This is a genomic window from Ruegeria sp. CL3 (assembly GCF_056536505.1).
Window position 1 is genome coordinate 215368 of record NZ_JBQFPT010000009.1, and the last position, 21721, is coordinate 237088.

Consider the following 21721-nt stretch of genomic DNA (forward strand, 5'->3'; position numbering starts at 1 on the left):
CAATCAACGGTCGCAAAGACGTACATCAGATCGGGAGAGAGTTATGTACAAGGTGCTGGACCAAAGCGAGGGCAATATCCTTGGCCTAGAAATTTCCGGCAAAATCGACATCACGCAGGAACGTGAGTTGATCGAAAAAGCCGAGGACATTCTAAAAGATCACGCCAAGATCAGCGTGCTCGTGGTCGTCGACAAAGGGGTCTCTGCCACATTTGAGGCCGCTATGACTGATCTGAAATGGGTCATCAAGAATGTGAAGAAACTTGGTAAGCTGGCGATTGTCGCTGACAGCGTGTTCTTGGGTCACCTGGTCGAGATCGACGCGAAATTTGCCGCTATGATCGACATCGGTGAAAAGCACTTTACCACCGACGAACTTGATAAGGCGTGGGTTTGGATCAAGTCTTGAGCTTCAAAGCAAAAAAGCCGCGAATTTCGCGGCTTTCTTGATTTCCAAAGGGTGGCTTAGCAGCCCACATCCACGATCGCTTTTGCCAGAATAGGCACAGTTGTCGCGTTTAGACCCGCGATGTTCAACCGGCTGTCGCCGACCATGTAGATCCCGTGGTCCGCGCGCAGCTTCTCCACCAGCTCGGGCGCAGCACCCAGACGTGAGAACATACCGCGGTGTTGGGCGACAAAGCTGAACCGATCCGACCCGGTCAGGCGCTGAAGCTCATCCGCCAGCTGCTGACGCAGGCCCAGCATGGACAGGCGGACCTCTTCCAGTTCGGCTTGCCAATCGGCACGCAGGGCGTCATCGGTCAGGATCGTGGTGACAACGCGCGCGCCGTGATCCGGCGGGAATGAATAGTTCTGGCGGTTCAGGAAGGCCAGCGTCGACTGGTTCAGCGAGGTTTGCGCCGCATCGTCGCTGATCGCCATCAGCAGGCCAGTACGCTCACGGTACACGCCGAAGTTCTTCGAGCAGGACGCCGCGATCAGGCAGCGCTTGACCGACGAGGCCACCAGACGGGTGGCCTGCGCGTCTTCCTCAAGACCGTCACCGAAACCCTGATAGGCGATGTCGATCATCGCCACGAGGCCCAGTTCGTTGATCAGGTTCACAACCTCTTGCCACTGCATCAGGTTCAGGTTCGCGCCGGTGGGGTTGTGGCAGCAACCATGCAGCAGAACCACGTCGCCGGCCTTGGCAGTTTTCAGGTCCTCGATCATGCCATCGAAATCGACGCCACGGGTTTCGCCGTCGAAGTAGCGATACTGGACAGTCTCCATGCCCAGATAGTTCAGGATCGAGAGGTGGTTCGGCCATGTCGGATTCGACACGAACACGCGGGCCTCAGGGTTGGCCATGCGGATCATCTCGAACGCCTGACGGCAGGCGCCGGTGCCACCGGGGGTCGCGACGGCGGCAATGTTGGCGCGCGGTACTGCGTCGCCGAGGATCAGGCCGATCATCGCATCAGCATAGGCCGGATCACCTGCCAGACCGGTATAGGCTTTGGTCTCCTGCTCTTCGAGAATGCGCTTTTCGGCGGCCTTGACGGCGCGCATCACCGGGGTCACGCCCTCGGCGTTCTTGTAGACGCCGACGCCCAGATCAATCTTCTGGTCGCGCGGGTCTTCACGGTACATCTGCATCAGCGCCAGGATCTTGTCGGCTGGCTGCGGCTTGAGGTTCTCGAACATCAGTTCTCTCCGGTTGCGACAGGCAGGGTTGGGAAGGCACCCCATTCGGCCCAGGACCCGTCATAAAGCGAGTGGTCTTTTTTGCCCATGCGCTCCAGCGCAAGGCTGAGGATCGCAGCCGTGACGCCCGACCCACAGGAGGTGATCGCGGGTTTCGACAGGTCCACGCCTGCGGCCTCGAACACGGCGCGGCAATCCTCGGGCGATTTCATCGTGCCGTTCTTGTTCAGCAATTGGCCGAAGGGCACGTTGCGCGATCCCGGGATGTGGCCCGAGCGCAGACCTTCGCGCGGCTCGGCCTCGGTGCCCGCGAAACGTGGGGCAGAGCGGGCGTCGATGATCTCATGATCGGCCAGCTTGGCGGCCGCCGAGACCTGTGTCACGTCTCGCACCAGATGGTTCTGCACCCGCACCGTCATGTGGCGATCGCGGATCACGGGCGGCAGGTCTTCAACTTCGCGCCCCTCGGCCTGCCATTTCGGTAGACCACCATCCAGAACGGCGATATTTTCCTGACCCATCAGCCGGAACATCCACCAGACACGCGCGGCCGACATCAGCCCGGCCCCGTCATAGACCACCACCTGATGACCATCGCCCACTCCCATAGCGCGCAGGCGCGACATGAATTTCTCGACCGGAGGGGCCATATGCGGCAGATCCGAACGGTGGTCTGAAATGTCATCGATATCGAAGAACCGGGCGCCGGGGATATGTGCCGCGTCATATTCCGCCTTGGCATCACGGTTCTGCGCAGGCAAGTACCACGATCCATCCAGGATCCGCAGATCCGGGTCCTTCAGATGGGCGGCAAGCCAGTCGGTAGAAACGAGGGTTTTGGGATCGTCTTGCATCAAAGCCTCCCCTAAGCGCGGTTGGGTTTTCCCTATACGCGCAAAGGGCCGTATTCAAGCCAGGTTAGCGCTATTCCGCGCCCCGTTTCAGCCGGAAATACTGAATTATCCCGATCACGCTGATGACAATCCAAAACCCCTCGATCAGCATCGAGGCCAGATTGAAGTTATGCAGCAGAGAGTATGCAATCAGCACCGACCCCAGCAGATTGATCACCGGAAAGGCCAGATCGTCGGAATTCATCATCCGCATCTGCGTCGCAAAATAGGCCGCGACCACGACTAGCGCTCCGGCTGATCCCACGGCATCCACGATAGTCAGGCTGTTCAGCACGTCCGTCATTGCAAATAATCCTGAAAGGCCGGATTACCCGACCGAGGCCAGCTCGGCCGTTTGAAAATAATGATGCATGTTCAGAAAGGCCGCTCCATCTGGCCCAGCGCGATAGCCATGCGGTAGATCAGCGGCAAAGCGCAGCCCCTCACCGGCCTTGAGAGCGACCCATTTGCCATCCTGCAAAACCTCTAGTGCGCCGTTCAGCACGAAGACCTCCTCGGTCACCCCGGCGGCGTGGGCCGGGGATTCGTGGCTTTGATTGGCGGCCAGTTCGACATGGAAGGTCTCGGCCCCAAGGGCGGGATCGAAGGGAAAGACGATCTTGACCTGAATGCTGCCCGGAAAGGTCACGGTCCGGAACACGCCCTGCGCGCGCGCGTCCGAAGTCCCGATCAAGGCGCTCAGCGGAACCTGAAACCCCTTGGCAATTTTCCACAGGGTCGCGATGGTGGGGCTTGATTCGCCACGCTCAATCTGGCCCAACATGGCTTTGCTGACACCCGTCAACTCGGCCACTTTGGACAGGCTGAGGCCCGATGCCGCCCGCACTTCCTTTAGTTTCAGCGTAATTTCGTCCGATTCCATATCCGCGCCCAACGATTTGTCTTGTGCGTTATAACGCACATGTGGTACGTGCGCTATAACGTACGCACCCCGCATATCGCAACCGGGGCAAAAGGGAAACAGCATCATGCCAATGTACCGATCCAGAACTTCTACCCATGGCCGCAACATGGCCGGTGCCCGCGGCTTGTGGCGTGCCACCGGTATGCAGGATGACGATTTCGGCAAACCGATCATCGCCATCGTCAACTCGTTCACCCAATTCGTGCCCGGTCACGTCCACCTGAAAGACCTGGGCCAGATGGTTGCGCGCGAGGTTGAGGCCGCTGGTGGTGTCGCCAAAGAGTTCAACACCATCGCCGTGGATGACGGCATCGCCATGGGTCACGACGGCATGCTCTATTCGTTGCCCTCGCGCGAGGTGATCGCGGATTCGGTGGAATATATGGTCAACGCGCACTGTGCGGACGCGATGGTCTGTATTTCGAACTGCGACAAGATCACCCCCGGCATGCTTATGGCCGCGATGCGCCTGAACATTCCGGCGATCTTTGTCTCGGGCGGCCCGATGGAGGCTGGCAAGATCGACATCGCCGATCTGGACGTTAAAAAGATCGACCTGGTCGACGCGATGGTTGCCGCAGCGGACGACAAGTACACCGACGAACAGGTCAAACATATCGAGGAAAACGCCTGCCCCACCTGCGGCTCCTGCTCGGGCATGTTCACGGCGAACTCGATGAACTGTCTGGCCGAGGCGCTGGGTCTGGCGCTGCCCGGCAACGGCTCGACCCTGGCGACCCATTCGGACCGCAAAGAGCTGTTCATTGAAGCCGGTCGCCGCATCGTCGAGATCACCAAACGGCACTACGATCTGGACGAGAAGGGCTTCCTACCCCGCGAAATCGCCACCTTTGATGCGTTCGAGAACGCGATGTCGCTGGATATTGCGATGGGCGGATCGACCAACACTGTTCTGCACCTGCTGGCCATCGCTTATGAGGGCGGCGTCGATTTCGATATGTCCGACATGGACCGCCTTAGCCGCAATGTGCCCTGCCTGTGCAAGGTCGCGCCCAACACCGAGAACGTGCATATGGAGGACGTCCACCGCGCAGGCGGCATCTTCTCGATCCTCGGAGAGCTGAGCCGCGCCGGGCTGCTGCACGAAGGCTGCAGCACCGTGCATTCAGCTACCATGGGCGAGGCGATTGCCAACTGGGACATCAAGGTTGCCAACAACCCGAAGGCACAGGAGCTGTTCAAGGCGGCCCCCGGCGGCGTGCGCACCACGCAGGCCTTCAGCCAGTCGAACCGCTATAAAGAGCTGGACACCGACCGCGAAGGCGGCGTCATCCGCTCCAAGGAGCACGCGTTCAGTCAGGACGGTGGTCTGGCAGTTCTGTTCGGCAATATCGCCCGTGACGGGTGTATCGTAAAAACCGCGGGTGTGGATGAGAACATCCTGAAATTCACCGGTACGGCCTATGTCTGCGAAAGCCAGGATCAGGCGGTTAGCGACATCCTGACCGGCAAGGTGAAAGAGGGCGATGTGGTGGTTATCCGCTACGAAGGGCCGCGCGGAGGGCCGGGCATGCAGGAGATGCTGTACCCGACCTCATACCTGAAATCCAAAGGTCTCGGCAAAGCCTGCGCCCTTTTGACTGACGGCCGTTTCTCGGGCGGCACATCGGGCCTTTCGATTGGTCACGTCTCGCCTGAGGCGGCTGAAGGTGGCGTCATCGGCCTGGTGCAAACCGGCGACAAGATCGAAATCGACATCCCTGCCCGCTCGATCCATCTGGCGGTCTCGGATGAGGATCTGGCCGAACGGCGCAAGGTTCAGGACGAAAAAGGCTGGGCCCCGGCCGCACCGCGCAAACGCAAAGTGTCCACTGCGCTGAAGGCTTATGCAAAGCTGACCACCAGCGCAGCAAAGGGAGCGGTACGCGAGCTGTAACGTCTTCGGGAGCGAAACCCAAAGGCCCCATCCGCCAGGCGAGTGGGGCCTTTTTGAGGCGCATGGAGCAATCCCTCAGTCGGACATTCCTCTCAGAGATACAGTCATGCGACCGACACGACTTAGAAGTCATTCAGAATACGGAAATTAGCCGTCAGCACCTCGCTCACGAACTGAGCGTCCAGTGAACCCCAACTCCCGGTACGCTGGGATTCGATACCTTGCGATCAATACAACAATCCCAAACGCTCCCGCGTCCGAAACGCGCCATTGGCTCCGCCGATACCCCGTCCGGGCCCAACCAGAGGAGATGGCTCGTCAGAGACATTGACGATGGGCGGGAGCGTTCCCCTGCCCCAAATCAGCCAGGGCTACGATCCGAGTTTCGCGTGGATTTCATCCAAGTCGATCTCACCCACCGGCATCTTGTTTGCGGGGTTTTCGAAATCGTATTTGAACAGCTCGAAATCCTGTTTGTAGATCTCATAGACCAGATGCATCGAAAGATCGTCGAAATAGTCCTCGACCGGGTGAGCGCGCTTGGGTCCGTGGCCTTCGGATTCGTTGAACCTCGGGATCTCGGACAAGGTCACGGGATGCGCGGTCTCGATATGGTTCAGAACGTCCTGCATCCCGTCATTGAATTTCTCGGTCCAGAAAATGTTGTCATAGCGCCCGCCATTAACCACAAAGGTCGACACATGCCCCGACATGGCCGACCAGTGGATATCCGGGTCCATCGGCCTGCGCCACCGGATCGTATCCCGCGCAAACAGAAGGAAGCGGCGGAAACTGGCGATCTGGTCGAACTCACCCTTTCCATCGTCGCCGCCAACCTCGATCCCATAGTTATAAACCAGCGTTGGCACCAGCTTGCCTCGGTACCGCTTGCCGTTGCGCTGAATGCCACAGATCTTGTCGAAGAACGAACTGAGGATCCGCGTATAGGGATTGCGCACACAGGTGAACGCATAAGACCCATGATTGCGCACATTGGCCGAGATCATGCCCTGGCTATGGTCAAAAGCCCATTTGTGCATCCCGTCCCTGGCATCATGAATGTCGCCATCGAAAAACCGGCCATGATCGGAATAATACATGATCTGGCCAATGGTCGAGCAGGCACATTTTGGCACGACACGGTACACCATGCTTTCGCTCTCGGTCATCCAGGTGCCGGGGAACCCCATCTGCTATGCCTCCTCAAAATCTCGGAACTTGTTACGCGCAAGTCGTTTTACAAGCAAAGAACCAAAACTATTCGGTTTATTCAATCGCTCATCCTCAGTATCACGAGTGCAAACGGGCAGAAACGGAAATAGCGGACCCACATGGCGAAGATTGCCTACATATTGCTTTGTCACAAGGACCCCGACGCGATCATCGCGCAGGCTGAGCAATTGACCGCCGTTGGCGATTATATGGCAATCCATTTCGATGCGCGGGCCAAGGCATCGGACTATGACCGCATCCATACCTCCCTGAAGGACAACCCGAACGTCACCTTCGCCGCCAAACGCATCAAATGCGGCTGGGGTGAGTGGTCTTTGGTGCAGGCCACCCTACACGCCCTGCAAGCAGCCGAAAGCGCCTTTCCCCGTGCAACGCATTTCTACATGCTGTCGGGCGATTGCATGGCCATCAAAACAGCAGAATACGCCCATAACTTTCTGGACGAGCACGACACGGATTTCATCGAAAGCCACGACTTTTTTGCCAGCAACTGGATCAAGACCGGCATGAAAGAAGACCGGCTGATCTACCGCCATTACTTCAACGAACGCACTCAACCCAAACGGTTTTACACCTCTTACGAGCTGCAGAAACGGTTCAACGTCACGCGCGACATCCCGGATGATATCCAGGTGATGATCGGCAGCCAGTGGTGGTGCCTGCGCCGCCGCACGGTCGAGATGATTTTGGATTTCCTGAAACAGCGGCGCGATGTGGTCCGGTTTTTCTCCTCCACCTGGATCCCGGACGAGACCTTTTTTCAGACACTGGTCCGTCACCTGATCCCGAAGAACGAGATTGAAAACCGGACACTGACCTTCCTGATGTTCTCGGATTACGGCATGCCGGTGACCTTCTACAATGATCACTTCGACATGTTGTTGGGGCAGAATTACCTGTTTGCCCGCAAGATCAGCCCGGAAGCGCATGAGTTGAAAGAGCGTCTCGGAACCCTTTACGCCAGCACCGGTGTCGATTTCCCGATCTCGGATGAGGGGCGCAACCTATATGCCTTCCTTGCCGGGCGTGGGCGTGTGGGCCGCCGGTTCGGCCAACGGTTCTGGGAGGCCGGGAATACGCTGGGCCCGGAACGAGAGCTGTTTCTGATCGTCTGCAAAAAGTGGCACGTGGCAAAGCGGCTGGTGGATCAGATCGCTTCGGTCACCGACATCCCTTGCCTCGAATATCTGTTCAACGAGCAGGACACTCCGCTGCCGGATCTGGGCGGGATCGAGACGACTCTGACTAAACGTTCACGCCACAGGCGCGCTGTTATTCGGATGCTGTTTGATCATTTCGGATCGAACCAACTGGCGTTGTGCCTAGATCCGGCCAATCTGGACGCTATACAGGATTTCTGCGGCGACGCCGCCAAGACCCATGTGTTGGAGATTGAGTGTCAATATTCCGATGACTACCTGATCGGCCATGCGCGCCGTGTCGGCCTTACAGGTGAAAATAGCCCATCCGAGTCCGTCGCGCGCCTGTTGCCCACCCTGCGCAATGATCTGGCCCACGAGTCCGAGGAAATCCGCAAGGCCGGGATTGATGGCTATCTGCGCCTGCGCGAGACATCGGATCGAGCCGAGAATGAGGCCGCAATCTCCAAGTTCCTTGGTGTGAAAAACGAGACAGCCCAATCCATCATGCAGCTGGACTATCTGTTTTCAGATTGATGGCCCGGCGGCGTGATCGCGCCGCCGGACGAGCTTTCATATGTCGAACTTCACTCCCTGCGCCAGCGGCAGCTCCGCCGAATAGTTCACCGTGTTGGTCTGACGGCGCATATAGGCTTTCCAAGCGTCCGAGCCGCTTTCACGCCCGCCACCGGTTTCTTTTTCACCACCGAAGGCGCCACCGATCTCGGCGCCGGACGGGCCGATATTAACGTTGGCGATACCGCAATCCGATCCGGCGGCTGTCAGGAACTGTTCGGCCTCACGCATGTTCAAGGTGAAGACGCACGAGGACAGGCCCTGCGGCACACCGTTCTGAATCTCGATGGCATCGTCGAAATCGTCATAGCCCATGACATAGAGGATCGGCGCGAAGGTTTCAGTTTTTACAGTCGCTGTCTGACCCGGCATTTCAACAATGGCAGGCTCCATATAGACGCCACCCGGCACACCCTCGGTGACGCGCTTCCCGCCAAAAACCACGCCGCCTTCGGCTTCAGCCGCCTTCAGCGCCGCTGTCATCGCCGCGCCCGACGCCTCGTCGACCAGTGGGCCGATCAAAGTGCCCTCGGCCATCGGATCGCCAATTGGCAATCCGGCATAGGCTTTCTTCAGACGCGCAATTAGCTCATCCTTGATCGAGTTATGGACGATCAGGCGGCGTAGTGTCGTGCAGCGCTGACCCGCCGTTCCGACCGCCGAGAAGACAATCGCCCGCACCGCCATTTCCAGATCGGCCGACGGGCCGACAATCATCGCGTTGTTGCCGCCAAGCTCCAGAATGCACTTGCCGAACCGCGCCGCCACAATCGGTGCAACCGCACGGCCCATACGCGTCGAGCCGGTGGCCGAGATGACTGGCACGTCTTCGCTGGCCACCAGGGCTTCACCCAGAGCAGCGCCGCCAATCAGCGTTTGCAACAGGTTGTCGGGCGCGTCCCCGAACCGAGCTAGCGCACGTTCAAAGATCTTCTGGCAGGCCATCGCGGTCAGAGGTGTCTTTTCAGACGGTTTCCAGATCACCGGATCCCCGCAGACAAGCGCCAGCGCCGCGTTCCACGACCAGACTGCGACCGGGAAATTGAAGGCCGAGATCACGCCGACCGGACCTGCCGGGTGCCACGTCTCCATCATCCGGTGGCCGGGACGTTCCGAGGCGATCGTCAGACCATAAAGCTGCCGCGACAGGCCAACGGCAAAGTCGCAGATATCGATCATCTCTTGCACCTCGCCCAGACCTTCCGAGGTGATCTTGCCCGCCTCCCAACTGACCAAGGCTCCCAGATCATCCTTGGCGGCGCGCAATTCCTCGCCCAGCAGGCGGATCAGTTCCCCCCGCCGCGGGGCGGGCACGGTGCGCCACACTTTGAAGGCGGTTTTGGCATTGGCCAGGATAGCCCCCATCTCAGAGGCCGGTGTTTCATGCACGTCCGCCAGGGTGCGCCCATCGATCGGAGACCGTACCGCCAGCGTTCCGCCTGTCAGCTCTGCTGCGGTCAGGTCGAGGTTTGCCAGAGTGGTTTCTGCAGTCATCACAACGTCTTTCATCTTTCACGCCGCCTTGTTCTGTGGGGTTACGTCGCCCGCCCGATAGAGCCGGCCAAATTCGGTATTGAGGAAATCGGACAGCTTCACCTGCTCCTGCCGGACAAAGCCCGTCAATGGCAGAACGCCCGTACGCATCAGATCAACCACGCCCAGAACGCCCGCTGCGGTGGTGACCTGAATGGCGCTCCAGACCTGTCCGTTGATCTCACGCGCGAAGCTTTTGTTGATCAGGGATTTTTCGCGCAGGGCACCGTCGATCTTGCCCTTGGCAGTACAGTAGACAAGCACCACATCCTGATCAGTGCGCGGCAGGGCGGCCTCAAAAATCTCTTTCAGAAGATCGCGGCGTTGACCCAGCCCCAGATCGTTCAAAAGCAGTTTCAGGATATCGCAATGACCCGGATACCGGATCGACCGGTAGGACACCGCCCGCGCCTTGCCTTCCAGAGTTTCGGGAAGGGTTCCAAGGCCGCCTGAGGTGTTGAAGCACTCATACTCCACCCCGTCATGGCCCAGAACCTCATAGTCCTCCAGCGGGGCGGTCTTCACCCGTTCGCCGTTCACGATGGCATCGCAAGGGTTGCAGTATTCGTTGATCAGCCCATCGGTCGACCAGGTCAGGTTGTATTTCAACGCGTTGGTCGGAAACAGAGGCAAGGCCCCAACCCGCATATGCAGGCTGTCGATTTCATCAAACTCAGCCGCCAGAGATGCCCCCGCAATCCCTACGAAACCGGGCGCCAACCCGCATTGGGGCATGAATGCAGTCTTGCTGTTCTCCGCCAAAGCGCGCACCGCATTGGTGGCCGCGACATCCTCGGTCAGGTCGAAATAATGTGCTCCGGCCTGCTGGGCGGCTTGCGCGATGTTCGGTGTCAAAAAGAACGGAGCCGCCGAGATCACTGCGTCAAATGTCCTCAGCCCTTGCGCCAGACCTTCAATATCCGAGGCATCAATCTGCTTGGTCGCTACGCCCATTTTAGCAATATCGCCCAAGGCCTTGAGATCATGATCCGCAACCGTGACGCTGTAGTTTGGCGACCCCTTCAACAGCGTGGCGATCATCTGACCTATCTTGCCAGCCCCAACGATGCAAGTATTCCAGCCCATAACGCGCCTCCTCCTTCTGGTTTTCAGTCCAGAGTGGCGGAGAATATCGTCATTGCGCAGGAGCTAAATTGACGATTTAACGGATGATTTCGTCATTTTTTCGGGCCCTTTTCCCTTTTTGACGAAACAGGTTTTGGACATAGGTCGCGAAGCTGTCCTCAAAAGCAGAGACGCGTTCATTATCCGAAGGCAGGGCCTCGCGTCAAAATCCGGCCGTGCGCTCAATCAACCAATACATCGACACGGAACCAATGCCATAGGCAGCAACGATCGCGGCCTTTTGGCCCAGTGGCAACGCAACCTGCCGCCATACTGCAACCACGAGAGCCAAAGCCCCAATGAAACACAGCTGCCCGGCTTCAACGCCAAGGTTGAACGCTAGTAGGGCCGCAGGAATGTCGTTGGCAGGCAGACCAATATCTGCCAGAGCCCCGGCAAAGCCCAGCCCGTGCAAAAGCCCGAAGCCGAAGCAGACGATCCATGGTTTCTCCTTTGACAGTCGGAATCTGCCTTCGCTATCCTTTGCAATCTCCATCGCCAGAAAAACGATCGAGAGCGCAATGACAGCTTCGACCGGTGGTCCAGGAACGTTCAGAACGCCAAAGGTAGCAAGCGCCAAAGTGATCGAATGCGCCAGAGTAAATGCGGTGACGGCCCCGATCAGCCGCCAGCGATCACGGACCAGAATGAACAAGGCAAGGACGAACAGAAGATGGTCCCAGCCTTCCAGGATATGCTCGAACCCCAAGACGGAATACGCGGCCAGTACGGACCATGTTGACTGTGCCACCGGTATGGTCTGGACGGCAGCATCCGGCGTGAAACGAAGGGTCAGCGGTTCTGACTGCAACGGATTCAGGCGCACCAGAACATCGTTGTTTTGCCTCTCCAAGCCCTCAATCGCGATGGGCTGACCGGCAATGTCCGCGCTGCATTCTGCAATCCACGACGAGACCCATGCCCTGTTCCCGGCCACCGGGTCTGGTCCACGGGCCGGGGCGCAGACGTCGGGCAAAACGGCGTCAATCGCCATTGGTCGGCCATTCACATCCGGTTTGCGCCAATGAACGCTCCAACTCTCTGATGCGATTTGGCGTATTTCCAGATATCCGGGATCAAGCGCATGCGCGGTTGCCCTGTCTGCCGTGAATGAAAACAGCAGCAAGACCAAAAAACAGAGTGCAGCCTTCATTCAGACAGCTCCGCAACATTCGGAACGATGATTTCATAGCCTTGGACCAGTGTTTCATATTGCGCCTGCGCCAAATCCTCGCCTGTCGCACGCAGCCAGTCGCGCAAAACGACCTCGTGAATCTCTTCCAATGGCGGGTTCTGGCTGGGTTCAATCTCAAGGACCTTGACCAGATGAACACCGTAGCCCGACAGAACCGGACCGGCCCATTCCCCTTTTGCGAGGGGTGTCAAACCATCCGAGAACCCATTTCCGTAAACCGAGTCGACAACCCGTGTGGCTGACAACGGCATCGACGCGGGCAAAAGGGTCGATCTGCTGAGATCAGCGGGTTCTTGCTGCGCACGCAATGCCTTCAGGGCCTGTTCGACTTCGCCGTCAGCGGGGTTTTCGCCCAGAAAGACTTGAGTGAAAGCAATCTTTTGAGGGGTCGCGTATTGATCCAGATTTTGCTGGCGAAACGCCTCTAACACTTCGTCTTCCGGAACAACCGATGCGGCAATGGCTTCGGTCAGAAAGCCCATCTTTTGACTGAGTCGGGATCGGATGACTGTGTCACCACGATCAAGACCAAGCTTCTTCGCCTCACGCACCAGAACCTCTTCCCGGATTGAGGCGTCGACCAACGCTTGCAGCTCGGCCCTGTTCGGTGGGCGTTTCCAGCGGGCTTCAAACTGTTCAGACAGCAGCGTGACGTCCTGCTCGGTGATTTCTATCCTCTCACTGTCTACGGCTGCTTCGGATTCCGGAGATATGATGTGGAACCAGATGAATATGGCCGCCCCGATCAGGAAAAAATGGAACAGCGGTTCTTTTAGCAAACGCATGAAGGCTCCTGCTGGAAATGCAATCAGGTTCTGACCGTCAATGTTGGAAACGGTTTGCACATAAATCTACGCCCTGCCTGCTGTGAGGCGCAAGGAAACCGCCGGAGTGATATTCCAGACTCCGGCGGTCGGCTGAGTTTTCAAGACAGCTCACTCGGAAGGCGTATACCAAATCGGTGAGGAATAGGCGCGCTCCTGATGTGTCAGGACCGCGTCCTCAGGCAATTCGGCCCCAAACCGAAGTTTGTCATACAGGATCCAGCGCGGGGTAGGGATTTCGATGGCCCGGACATAGTAGAAGGCACGCTCATTCGGGTCGAAATCTGGATCGGACCAAACGGTGACCAGTTCAGCCGTGCCGATTGTGTTGGTCCAGCTGGCGGTATCAACGTCAACCGTATTTCCAACCGCAGGGATCTTACCATTGCCGTCCGCAACGCGGTCGTCCGACCACGCTACATCATAGACTTTTTCCTGCATGGCGCCTTCGGCATCCAGCCACCCTTTGACCACCTGCACGCGATCCAGATTGGCACCAACCGGGTCACGCAGCGCTGCGATCAGGAAGGACGGAGCCCCATCCCCTTCGCGTGGACGCAGGTCAGACCCCATTGGGACACCCTTGGTATAACCAACATCAGCAAGGAAGCGGGTTTCCACATCTGCGTCACTGAAATCCCATCCGCCAAAGAACCTCAGACCAATCCGGGGGCCGGTTGTGGCATATGTCTCGCGGCGCTTGAACGCGTCAAAAATCGCAGCGCGGGTGTTTTCGGTCGCCCAGACGGCCGTATATCCGGACGCCACAAGCAGATCGCCGGGGATTTCGCCAAGGTCATTGGCAATGAACGGATGTTTGATCCTTGAGGCCGAAGGTTCGACACTTACGGACTTGCCGAAGAAGTTGTCCTCCTCCGCGGTGGCCAAAGAGGTATGACTGTCTGTCGCCCCTCCCATTCCGAACTTGTAGGGGTTTACGCCGAACTTCTCTTCCAGCATCAAACCGCGTTTAAGCGCTTCGCGGGCATATTCTCCGGCCAGCATGTCATCGGTTTTCAACTCGGTGATATCAAGATTGCCTACGTCCCAGTTTTCGTAGTCTGCAAACTCGTCATCGGGGCTGAGGAAGGGGTGCGCTTCGCCGTCACCCTTGATTTGCGTGACCTCATAGTGTGGCTCCCATTTCGCACGGGCTGCGACGTAGTCCTCGTCGACCTTGCCGCCGTGATAGGTATCTTCTGTCGGGAACATCCAACCATTCGACAGGTTGCCGTTATGGGCAAAGGCCACAGCCCGGCCACCGGTTTTTTCCTGATACTCCTCCAACCACGCATAGAGCGACTTGGGATCCGTATCACCATAGGGCGGTTGCGTGACCGGGGGAACCATCTGAAGCGCCCGGATTGGGCCATCCCGCAGCATGACGTTCCGGTGGAGGTTGAACCCCTTCGGGACCGAGGTCCACTCGAACCCGATGAAGGCCGTGAACTCGCCGGGGTCATTGTGCCGCTCGGCGGCGAGAACAATATGTTCCCACGTAAACGCAAACGCGTCCGCGCCCGGGCTGTAGGATTCCAAAAGTACCTCGGGCAAAGTCATCTGCGAAAAATTGGTGATGATATCAAAGGCCGTTTTTCCAGCCTCTTCTCCTCCGGCCTTGTAGCCTTCGTACCATTCCAAGCCTTTGGGATCAGACAGAACGCCCGGCTTACCGGCCTGAAGGTCCGGGGCAAAGCCCATCAGGTCAGTATGGTCCGTGAGGACCATCCAATCCAACGGTCTTGACAGCCGGACCGGTTGACCTGTGGACGAGATGACTTGCTCTCCCTTGGCAAAGCGCCAGGCCTCATCGGGCAGCAATGTGTTGCCAAACGCACCGGCATCCAGCGATAGCCCCGTGTGAAGATGCGTATCCCCCCAAAGTGGACGTTCAGGGAAACTTCGGTTGGCGTAAGGTGAATACGGTTGGTCCTGGAACAAGCCTTCTGCGGCCTCTTCGCTTGGAACCGCGTCAGACAGTACGCTTGATGGTGCCAACACAAGCGAAACCAAACAGACGGATAGCCGAAACATATTCACCTCCCTACAAAAAATGAAGTTTGGCACCCACGGGCGCCCATACGAACAACATATTAGAATTTACCTATATCATAGGTCTCTGCTTTCTTTGAAATTTTTTTAGAAAGCGTGCTTCAGTCTTAATTTGAACGTCCATCGCCGCCAGTTCGATCTGTATTGTCGCGCTTTGCTCCGGCCCTTCGCCAAACTGTTCAAGCTTTCCTTGTTGTTCGAAACCCAAGCAACACAAACACCGTTCGAACGCAGCTTAGTCAGATGCCACACCGGTCCCCAAAGCCAGGTTGAGGGCAAACTGAGTGGCCGGATCTGTATCAGCCCGGGCAAGCAAAGCCTCAAACTGCTGGTTTAACTGAGTACTCCCCCATTGCCGCGTAGCAATTGCAATCTGCAGGGCTAATTCCGCGTCCATCTCCAAGGCTTCCGAGAATATCTGGATGATCTGAGGCTTGAATCTTGCCTGCGATTCACCGGCCTCAGCCAAAGCGCGAATAAGCGACTGTCTGTCGACCGACGTCTTTTGCCCGTCTTGCAGCGCCAATCCGATTGCGTTGATAGCGGCTTCCTCTTCCGCTTCTATACCGGCAAGGGCCCACTCATAAGAATGTAAGTCGCCCGAAGCCAGCACATCAGCGAAACGCGCCTTCACAATCGAGCGCGCCTGTGAATCTGTTTGCAGACCCAACAGGCGAATTGCGACGGATCTGTAGGGGAAGCGGTTCAAATCGTTGAAGTCCCTCAGAATCTGCCTTGTCGTAGACGTGTCACCGATTGGGCGCACAAGCTTGTAGGGTGCCCGCCCGATTTCTATCAGGGCCGCGTTATGAAGCGCAGTGTCCGGGTGCCACAGATATTCGGCAAAAAACTGAACACGGTCCTGAGTGTCCGTTTCGCCGTAGGTCCACAATGCACCGGTCGAGCGTAAGTCCTCAAAAAATTCAGCTCTGTTTGGGTCGACCAGAAAAATACGCCGCCACGCCTTCGAGAAGCTTCGATCAGTGCTTTCTTGATAATCCGGCCCGTAGGTCAACAAAACAGATCTTGTAGGATCCAAGCGAAAGGCGCGCCGTGTCACGCTATCAATGAGGAAGGGAATGTCCGGCACGTCGTCGAGGTTTTCCCATTGTCCTTTCAGAACCTCCTGCACACCGTATTTGAATGGATTTTCGGTCGAAGGACCAGCCAACACTATGAAGTCAGCCGACAGGATGTGATCTGCAAGCGATGCCTCGGGCCGCTCGATACAAACCCCACACGCGTGTCCGGCTCGCGGTTCAACAAGCCCGAAGATAGTCGCCAATATGATCAGAATTATTCTCAAGCTGCGGAAAAACCCCTTAAACCAAGTGCAAAGCGCGGCAACATAGGATCAGAGTAGCAGCTAAGGACTTTTTATCCAGCCGGAGATTTGTCTGTGGATTTTCAGCTTTTGTCTTTTTCAAGCATTAGCTTGTGAGAACTAGCCTCTTTCGGGAGTCTGCTTTCTGCCTCTGCGCCTTAAGTTGGCAACGACAAGGAACGCAACAGCGGAAGTCTGGATTGTCCCGAACAGCACCCGTTCGAGCGAACAACAACAAAGGTTCAATTTCAGACCCTCTATGCGACTCTGCGGCGGGAGCATGATCACATTCCGAATATTTCGTGTTTTGGACTGCATGCGTTGGCGTTCATCGAGTTGGTCGAAACAAGACTTTGGTGGTTTGTATTTTAGTAGCGGGGTGGTGTAACCACCGTTGCCGAACGCGACTGAAATGTCAGGTTTAAGAGCGCATGCAGACATCCTGATTATAACTCGCAGACCTCCGTTACGCGGACAAAGCAGTCATCCGCATTGTTTGGTCGTTCATTAGGTATTCCAAAGTCGACGCCTCGGACATATTGGCCTTTTGCAGACGTAATTATTGCTGACGCAAAAAGCCGCTTCGCCCGCAGCGAGGGGTCTGAGGCGGTCCAGCTTATTCGCCGTAGCAGCACTTCGCCCTGACGAGTTTAGGTGATAGCCAAACTGAGTTTTCGCTACCGACGGGACTGATAATTGGAGAACGCAACAAAGCAAAAACTTGCCAACGATGCGCCAAGATCAGCGATGCATTGAATTTCAGACACGCCGCTTCGGGTGGTCTCGGTGTTCATAACCCACCACTTTGAAGGCCCGCGGATCGATGCCATGTTGCGTTCCGAGTTCCGTCAGCCTCTAGTGTGTCGCATCCAATTTCGGAGGCTTGTCACCACAAGCTCCGCCTGCGCAAAACACAAGATCACCAGGCTTCGAAATCATTACAGGCTGGTCGGCAACTGGTTCAACGTTAAAAAATATGTCGATGCACGAGTTGGGCGACTTCTTATAAAGAATATTTGTTCTCGGTTGCCGAACGCCCGATACGTAATAAGAAACCAGCTCAATACCAACACCACTGGCTTTGAGGTTGAATGGGTAAATCTTTCCCGAATTCGGAGGAAACTCAACATCAGTTTGCGCGATAAGTGCTTCATCACCGACGTTAAACACCCACCGTCTGTCAACAATAATTGGGTAGCTGTTTTCCGGTGCGTTAGCAACAACGCACAACAACACCTTAATTGAGCTGACATCGAACTGACCCCTTCCGAAATTGCTTCCATCTGGCAATGGTCCAACATTGAAGTGAAGGTCCATCTCGCTTCGGATCAGACGCGGTCGATCCGAAGCAAGAACGCCTCCGTTCGCAACGCAATCGGCGCCACCCTGCACAAACGCAATGACTTGCTCTGCCGCCACGGCATGCATGCCACCATCCTGGTATGCATCGACCAATGCACCCAAATCACTCCCAATCAGTTCATTGTCTTTGGCGTCCACTAAGATCCGAGCAAAATCATCGCTACGGTAATCTAATTTACCGTCCACCACGTCCTGCGCGAGGGCGGCAATATCCAGCGGTTGACGTTCCCTGTCCACTTCAATGGTAAACGAGCTGAGGCTTTGTTCTTTGTCCAATCCTTCAATTATGGCAAATACGTTACGCGAGACCATCGTTTCGCCCGAACTTTCCTGTGATGAGACCGCCGTGGCAAAAGTGCCAAACACGAATACGCAAACACCCAGAAATTTCGAAATTTGACTAATCGGCATCTTTCTCACTCCTAATTAAATCATAGAAAATCAACTGTCAGAGAACTCTATATGTGTAACACACACGATATGATTCTCATATGGAATCGGGCACGAGAAGTATTTCTGGGAACTTCTATTACTTAATACTCGAGATGCTAACGCCCGTCTTTCTCTTGCTGACTATGATCCAACGAACCCGCTATAATGGAACGACGTTGCCGGTTTTTTAATTTAGTTTCAACTTGATCTATCAAAGTACACTGGTACCGGATCGATTGCGCGAGCGGGTCTGAGCGGATGGCTTCAAGTGTGCTAAATCCAGATTCGAAATCATCTGCCACACAAAAGGCATCGGCTAGCAGCGTTCGCGCGTAAAGTGTCATTTGAGTCGATCCAGTAGCAAGATAGTTGTCTATTCCAACTTTTATTTGGTCAGCCCCAACGACTGGATATCCAGAACGTGCTTTCGCCCAGCCATTCAAGATCTCGCACCACGCTCGCCAGTATTGAAATTCGCGTTCTTCACTAATTTTCATTCCAATTTCGCTGAGATGGCGGGTTGCGTCGATATTTCCAGCAAATTGATGCGCCGCAGCCATCACCCCCAAGGCATAGCATTTGGAGAACTCGTGCGGTTCTTTTTCGACTAACGCTATCGTTTCAGCTAGGGTCAAACATTCACCTGTTTGCACTGCTACAGCCCAAACACGCATCGCCGTATCTACAGACCGAATATCAGCAGCATAGTATTCTAGTATACTATCTGAGACGATGTTGTTTCTTAATTCTAGTGCAACATCAAAAAACCCTAGCGCCTTGTCAAAATCACCCAACATGAAATGGGACATTCCTGTGCTATGAGCCCAGATTGCCTTGAGGGTCAAATCGTCCGTTAGTTCTGCTATGCGCTCCATATCCTTACACAGCTTTAAAGCGCTGGTTGTATCACCAAGCATCAACAAAGAGCCATATTGGACCACTAGTGCCAGAAACCTGTCGCGCAAACTGGCGTCCGTTTCGTTGAGCAATTGATTTAGCCGGTCACGATTGCTGCGAACCTCTTTGGAGCCAAATGCATGAGTGTTCAATGCAACGTTAAGAAGTCGGCGTAGAGCAAGCTCCTGTGAATCTCGATTGATAACGTCGTCAATCTTGGCATTTTCTGAAATCGCTTCATTCAAATTGCATATAACTTCAGCAGTCGCAGATTGTTGCGCAGCGCGTTCAGCCGCTTCTTTCCATGTATTGCGTGCCAAATCTGGTGTTCCAGACAGCGAGTAATGTCGAGCTAATTGTTCAGGTGTTTTGCTCGCAATTTCCGGGTACTGTTGTGCAATCACGTCGGCAATAGTTCTATGCAAAGCACGTGCGCGGCTAGGCAATAGAAGTTCGTACGCAGCATCCTGAATCAGAGCATGTCGGAAGATGTAATAAATGCCTTCACCTTCTCCATGTCTAACAAGTACCTTTGCATTTATCAGTTGATCAAGACGCGCCTTGACCACTTGTTCCGAAAGGCTGGAAACTGCAGCAAGCATTTCTGGAATAATCGTCCGACCTATTGCAGCACAAACAGAAACAAAGTCTCGGGGAACAACTAAGTTATCGATCAGCGCGGTCAAAAGATCCTTGAGAGTTGATGGCAAAGAGAGAGCTTCGTTCTGAGATTGGTCTGAGTTCGTTGTCGTCAACCTATGCTCAACCATGCGCACCATTTCTTCCAAAAAAAGAGGTACACCGCCCGTCTTGGCAATGATTCGAGCTTGGAGTTCCGAAGAAATGCTGAATGACCCCGCCAAACTTCCTAGCATTTGCCTGGATTGGCCATCCCCAAGCCGAGCCAACGTGATTGAAGTGACATTTGCATGGCCAGCCCAAGGAGGTTCGTAATCCGGACGGTAAGTGCATAGTATCAGGATCGGGGCGCTTTTGAGATGCTCAATCAAAAAGCCAATAAGCTCCTCAGAAGAAGGATCAACCCAATGCAAATCTTCAAACAACAACACAAGTGGTTTTTTATCTGCTAGCCTTTGTATGGCCGCCACGAAGACTTCCAAAAATTGTTCTTTCAATTGTTCCGGCGGTGTAGAGGGTTGTTCTGGCAGTGTTGGTAGCGAGATCGAGAGGGAATGCGCAAAGACCGGAAGCGCCGCTTTTTGATCATCGGTCCACTTGGACAGCAGGTGTTGCAGCTTAACAAGGCTTTGAGCCTCTGTGTCTTTTCTCGCAATTCCTGCGGCTTGGGCGATCGCCTGAGTCACGGGAAAAAAGACGCTTCCAGAGTGATTTGGCAGACACTGAAAGTTCAGTCTTAGCCTGTCATTTGTTGAAACCGTTTCATTGAATGCCTCAACAATCCTTGACTTCCCGATTCCCGCTTCGCCGCAAATCGAGACCACTTTGGTGCCTTCCACACGCACATCGTTCCAACACTTTTTGAGTTGAAGGAGCTCAGATCTGCGGCCAACCATCGGCGCGAGACTGCCACGCTGCCTAGCCACAAAGCGTAATTCTGCCGCGTTTACACCATGCACCCGCCAAATACCGATTGGTTCGGAGAAGCCTTTGAATTCATAGAACCCAAGTGGTTTGCAATCGAAATTTCGACCAAGCAGATCTTTGGTCTCGCTGCTTACGGCAACTGTACCTGGTTCAGCTACAGCCTGGATACGCGCGGCTAGGTTTGGGACATCACTTAATGCAAGTCCATGTCCACCACGAGCCTCAACTACGACATTGCCGGTTGCGATACCGATTCGCGCCTGCATCGGTTCTCGGCCTTGAAACGCTGGTTCAGCCAATTTTCGACAGATTTCAATTCCAGCAAGTACAGCTCTCTCCGCGTCGTCCTCTTCTGCCTTGGGATAACCAAAGTAGGCGACGACACCGTCGCCTTGAAACTGAGCCAAATGGCCATAATGAGCATCTATCGCTTGTGAACAAAGTGATTGGTAGTCGTTTAGAAGATCTCTATATGACTCGATATCAAGTTCCTCAGAAAGTTGAGTAGAACCAACAAGATCAGAAAACATCAACGTAAGATGGCGAAGTTCGGGAGCCTTGGTTGCCATTGTTTCCGGGTGCGTAATCTGCGAGATAGCGGCTAGCATTCGCCTACGCGGCCCAATCGGAAGTCCGATCTCAATCAGATCGTTCTTCGTTAGAATAGGAAGATCCGATACGCGAACATCTTGCTTTTTGAAAGCCTCTGCGTAGTGACCAAGGCTGTGTAATTCCAACCATTTATCGAGTTCGTCGGGCATATCGTGCCTCTTAAACCCCGCTATCAATTGGTGAGGGCGGGAAATAACCTAAAAAAGAAGGGGTTTTTGAAAGCTATACTCTAGTCCGCCAACCCCAGTCGTAGCACCCTCACAGGATTAACAATTTTTCTGCCACTTGATGGGCAAAACATTCTTTCAGTTTACAGCAATAATGTAACTTCCCAAAACACTTTGGGGGCATCCCAGAATGAACAAAGTCGCCTTGGGGCGGCTTGTTTGGTACTTTGTTCGACTGTGATGTTTGCGGGAGTAGGAATTGAACCTGTGACCTTCAGGTTATGAGCCTGACGAGGTGAAGACGTTAAGCGATAGATCC

At 55.3% G+C, this 21721-nt stretch carries 16 protein-coding genes; 3 read left to right on the top strand and 13 right to left on the bottom strand.

Annotated features, from left to right (window positions below; translation table 11 throughout):
• Positions 1-43 precede the first annotated feature (43 nt).
• Positions 44-409: a SpoIIAA family protein gene (locus ACR0NO_RS15270; protein ID WP_480724558.1), complete on the top strand. Its 366-nt coding sequence runs from the start codon at positions 44-46 to the stop codon at positions 407-409.
• Positions 410-465: 56 nt separating this feature from the next.
• Here the strand turns inward: ACR0NO_RS15270 and ACR0NO_RS15275 are convergent, their stop codons facing one another.
• The 4 genes from ACR0NO_RS15275 to ACR0NO_RS15290 form a co-directional block, all read right to left on the bottom strand.
• Positions 466-1650 (bottom strand): amino acid aminotransferase, encoded by a 1185-nt coding sequence (locus ACR0NO_RS15275; RefSeq protein WP_480724559.1) that lies wholly within the window; start codon positions 1648-1650, stop codon positions 466-468.
• Positions 1650-2504 carry a 3-mercaptopyruvate sulfurtransferase gene (gene sseA, locus ACR0NO_RS15280; protein WP_480724560.1) on the bottom strand — a complete coding sequence of 285 codons (855 nt, stop codon included), beginning with the start codon at positions 2502-2504 and terminating at the stop codon, positions 1650-1652. Before sseA ends, ACR0NO_RS15275 begins: the two co-directional genes overlap by 1 nt.
• 70 nt (positions 2505-2574) lie before the next feature.
• Complete coding sequence (locus ACR0NO_RS15285) at positions 2575-2847, bottom strand: CBU_0592 family membrane protein (protein WP_480676140.1); 273 nt, start codon at positions 2845-2847, stop codon at positions 2575-2577.
• A gap of 24 nt (positions 2848-2871) precedes the next feature.
• Entirely contained in the window at positions 2872-3426 is a 555-nt protein-coding gene (locus tag ACR0NO_RS15290) for a helix-turn-helix domain-containing protein (RefSeq protein WP_480724561.1), read from the bottom strand.
• Between the two features lie 106 nt (positions 3427-3532).
• On the opposite strand from ACR0NO_RS15290, the gene ilvD reads away from it, so the two are divergent.
• On the top strand, positions 3533-5365 hold the full coding sequence (ilvD, locus tag ACR0NO_RS15295) for a dihydroxy-acid dehydratase (RefSeq protein ID WP_480724562.1): 1833 nt from the start codon (positions 3533-3535) through the stop codon (positions 5363-5365).
• Between the two features lie 371 nt (positions 5366-5736).
• Here ilvD and ACR0NO_RS15300 read toward each other — a convergent pair whose 3' ends face one another.
• Positions 5737-6555: a sulfotransferase family protein gene (locus ACR0NO_RS15300; protein WP_480724563.1), complete on the bottom strand. Its 819-nt coding sequence runs from the start codon at positions 6553-6555 to the stop codon at positions 5737-5739.
• A gap of 141 nt (positions 6556-6696) precedes the next feature.
• Between ACR0NO_RS15300 and ACR0NO_RS15305 the strand changes: the two genes are divergently transcribed.
• Complete coding sequence (locus tag ACR0NO_RS15305; RefSeq protein ID WP_480724564.1) at positions 6697-8274, top strand: DUF5928 domain-containing protein; 1578 nt, start codon at positions 6697-6699, stop codon at positions 8272-8274.
• A gap of 36 nt (positions 8275-8310) precedes the next feature.
• On the opposite strand, the gene amaB is transcribed toward ACR0NO_RS15305, so the two are convergent.
• The 8 genes from amaB to ACR0NO_RS15345 all read right to left on the bottom strand — a co-directional run bounded on the left by amaB (position 8311) and on the right by ACR0NO_RS15345 (position 21384).
• Entirely contained in the window at positions 8311-9807 is a 1497-nt protein-coding gene (amaB, locus tag ACR0NO_RS15310) for an L-piperidine-6-carboxylate dehydrogenase (protein ID WP_480724573.1), read from the bottom strand.
• Positions 9808-9825: 18 nt separating this feature from the next.
• On the bottom strand, positions 9826-10932 hold the full coding sequence (locus ACR0NO_RS15315; protein WP_480724565.1) for a saccharopine dehydrogenase family protein: 1107 nt from the start codon (positions 10930-10932) through the stop codon (positions 9826-9828).
• A gap of 202 nt (positions 10933-11134) precedes the next feature.
• Complete coding sequence (locus ACR0NO_RS15320) at positions 11135-12124, bottom strand: HupE/UreJ family protein (protein ID WP_480724566.1); 990 nt, start codon at positions 12122-12124, stop codon at positions 11135-11137.
• A complete protein-coding gene (locus ACR0NO_RS15325; protein WP_480724567.1) occupies positions 12121-12951 on the bottom strand; it encodes a peptidyl-prolyl cis-trans isomerase in 831 nt (276 codons plus the stop codon). The genes ACR0NO_RS15320 and ACR0NO_RS15325 overlap by 4 nt, the downstream gene beginning before the upstream one ends.
• A 150-nt stretch (positions 12952-13101) precedes the next feature.
• The gene (locus tag ACR0NO_RS15330) at positions 13102-15024 is read right to left on the bottom strand and encodes a DUF3604 domain-containing protein (protein ID WP_480724568.1); all 1923 of its coding nucleotides are present in this window, start codon (positions 15022-15024) and stop codon (positions 13102-13104) included.
• Positions 15025-15277: 253 nt separating this feature from the next.
• Complete coding sequence (locus tag ACR0NO_RS15335; RefSeq protein WP_480724569.1) at positions 15278-16327, bottom strand: hypothetical protein; 1050 nt, start codon at positions 16325-16327, stop codon at positions 15278-15280.
• A gap of 894 nt (positions 16328-17221) precedes the next feature.
• A complete protein-coding gene (locus ACR0NO_RS15340; RefSeq protein ID WP_480724570.1) occupies positions 17222-18139 on the bottom strand; it encodes a hypothetical protein in 918 nt (305 codons plus the stop codon).
• A gap of 137 nt (positions 18140-18276) precedes the next feature.
• Positions 18277-21384, bottom strand: a complete 3108-nt coding sequence (locus ACR0NO_RS15345) for an AAA family ATPase (RefSeq protein WP_480724571.1) — start codon at positions 21382-21384, stop codon at positions 18277-18279.
• Positions 21385-21721 lie beyond the last annotated feature (337 nt).

What these genes read in the sequence shown, in the direction of transcription:
- ACR0NO_RS15270 (WP_480724558.1), top strand. Translation starts at nt 44, where the DNA reads ATGTACAAGGTGCTGGACCAAAGCGAGGGCAATATCCTTGGCCTAGAA.
- ACR0NO_RS15275 (WP_480724559.1), bottom strand. Translation starts at nt 1,650, where the DNA reads ATGTTCGAGAACCTCAAGCCGCAGCCAGCCGACAAGATCCTGGCGCTG.
- sseA (WP_480724560.1), bottom strand. Translation starts at nt 2,504, where the DNA reads ATGCAAGACGATCCCAAAACCCTCGTTTCTACCGACTGGCTTGCCGCC.
- ACR0NO_RS15285 (WP_480676140.1), bottom strand. Translation starts at nt 2,847, where the DNA reads ATGACGGACGTGCTGAACAGCCTGACTATCGTGGATGCCGTGGGATCA.
- ACR0NO_RS15290 (WP_480724561.1), bottom strand. Translation starts at nt 3,426, where the DNA reads ATGGAATCGGACGAAATTACGCTGAAACTAAAGGAAGTGCGGGCGGCA.
- ilvD (WP_480724562.1), top strand. Translation starts at nt 3,533, where the DNA reads ATGCCAATGTACCGATCCAGAACTTCTACCCATGGCCGCAACATGGCC.
- ACR0NO_RS15300 (WP_480724563.1), bottom strand. Translation starts at nt 6,555, where the DNA reads ATGGGGTTCCCCGGCACCTGGATGACCGAGAGCGAAAGCATGGTGTAC.
- ACR0NO_RS15305 (WP_480724564.1), top strand. Translation starts at nt 6,697, where the DNA reads ATGGCGAAGATTGCCTACATATTGCTTTGTCACAAGGACCCCGACGCG.
- amaB (WP_480724573.1), bottom strand. Translation starts at nt 9,807, where the DNA reads ATGACTGCAGAAACCACTCTGGCAAACCTCGACCTGACCGCAGCAGAG.
- ACR0NO_RS15315 (WP_480724565.1), bottom strand. Translation starts at nt 10,932, where the DNA reads ATGGGCTGGAATACTTGCATCGTTGGGGCTGGCAAGATAGGTCAGATG.
- ACR0NO_RS15320 (WP_480724566.1), bottom strand. Translation starts at nt 12,124, where the DNA reads ATGAAGGCTGCACTCTGTTTTTTGGTCTTGCTGCTGTTTTCATTCACG.
- ACR0NO_RS15325 (WP_480724567.1), bottom strand. Translation starts at nt 12,951, where the DNA reads ATGCGTTTGCTAAAAGAACCGCTGTTCCATTTTTTCCTGATCGGGGCG.
- ACR0NO_RS15330 (WP_480724568.1), bottom strand. Translation starts at nt 15,024, where the DNA reads ATGTTTCGGCTATCCGTCTGTTTGGTTTCGCTTGTGTTGGCACCATCA.
- ACR0NO_RS15340 (WP_480724570.1), bottom strand. Translation starts at nt 18,139, where the DNA reads ATGCCGATTAGTCAAATTTCGAAATTTCTGGGTGTTTGCGTATTCGTG.
- ACR0NO_RS15345 (WP_480724571.1), bottom strand. Translation starts at nt 21,384, where the DNA reads ATGCCCGACGAACTCGATAAATGGTTGGAATTACACAGCCTTGGTCAC.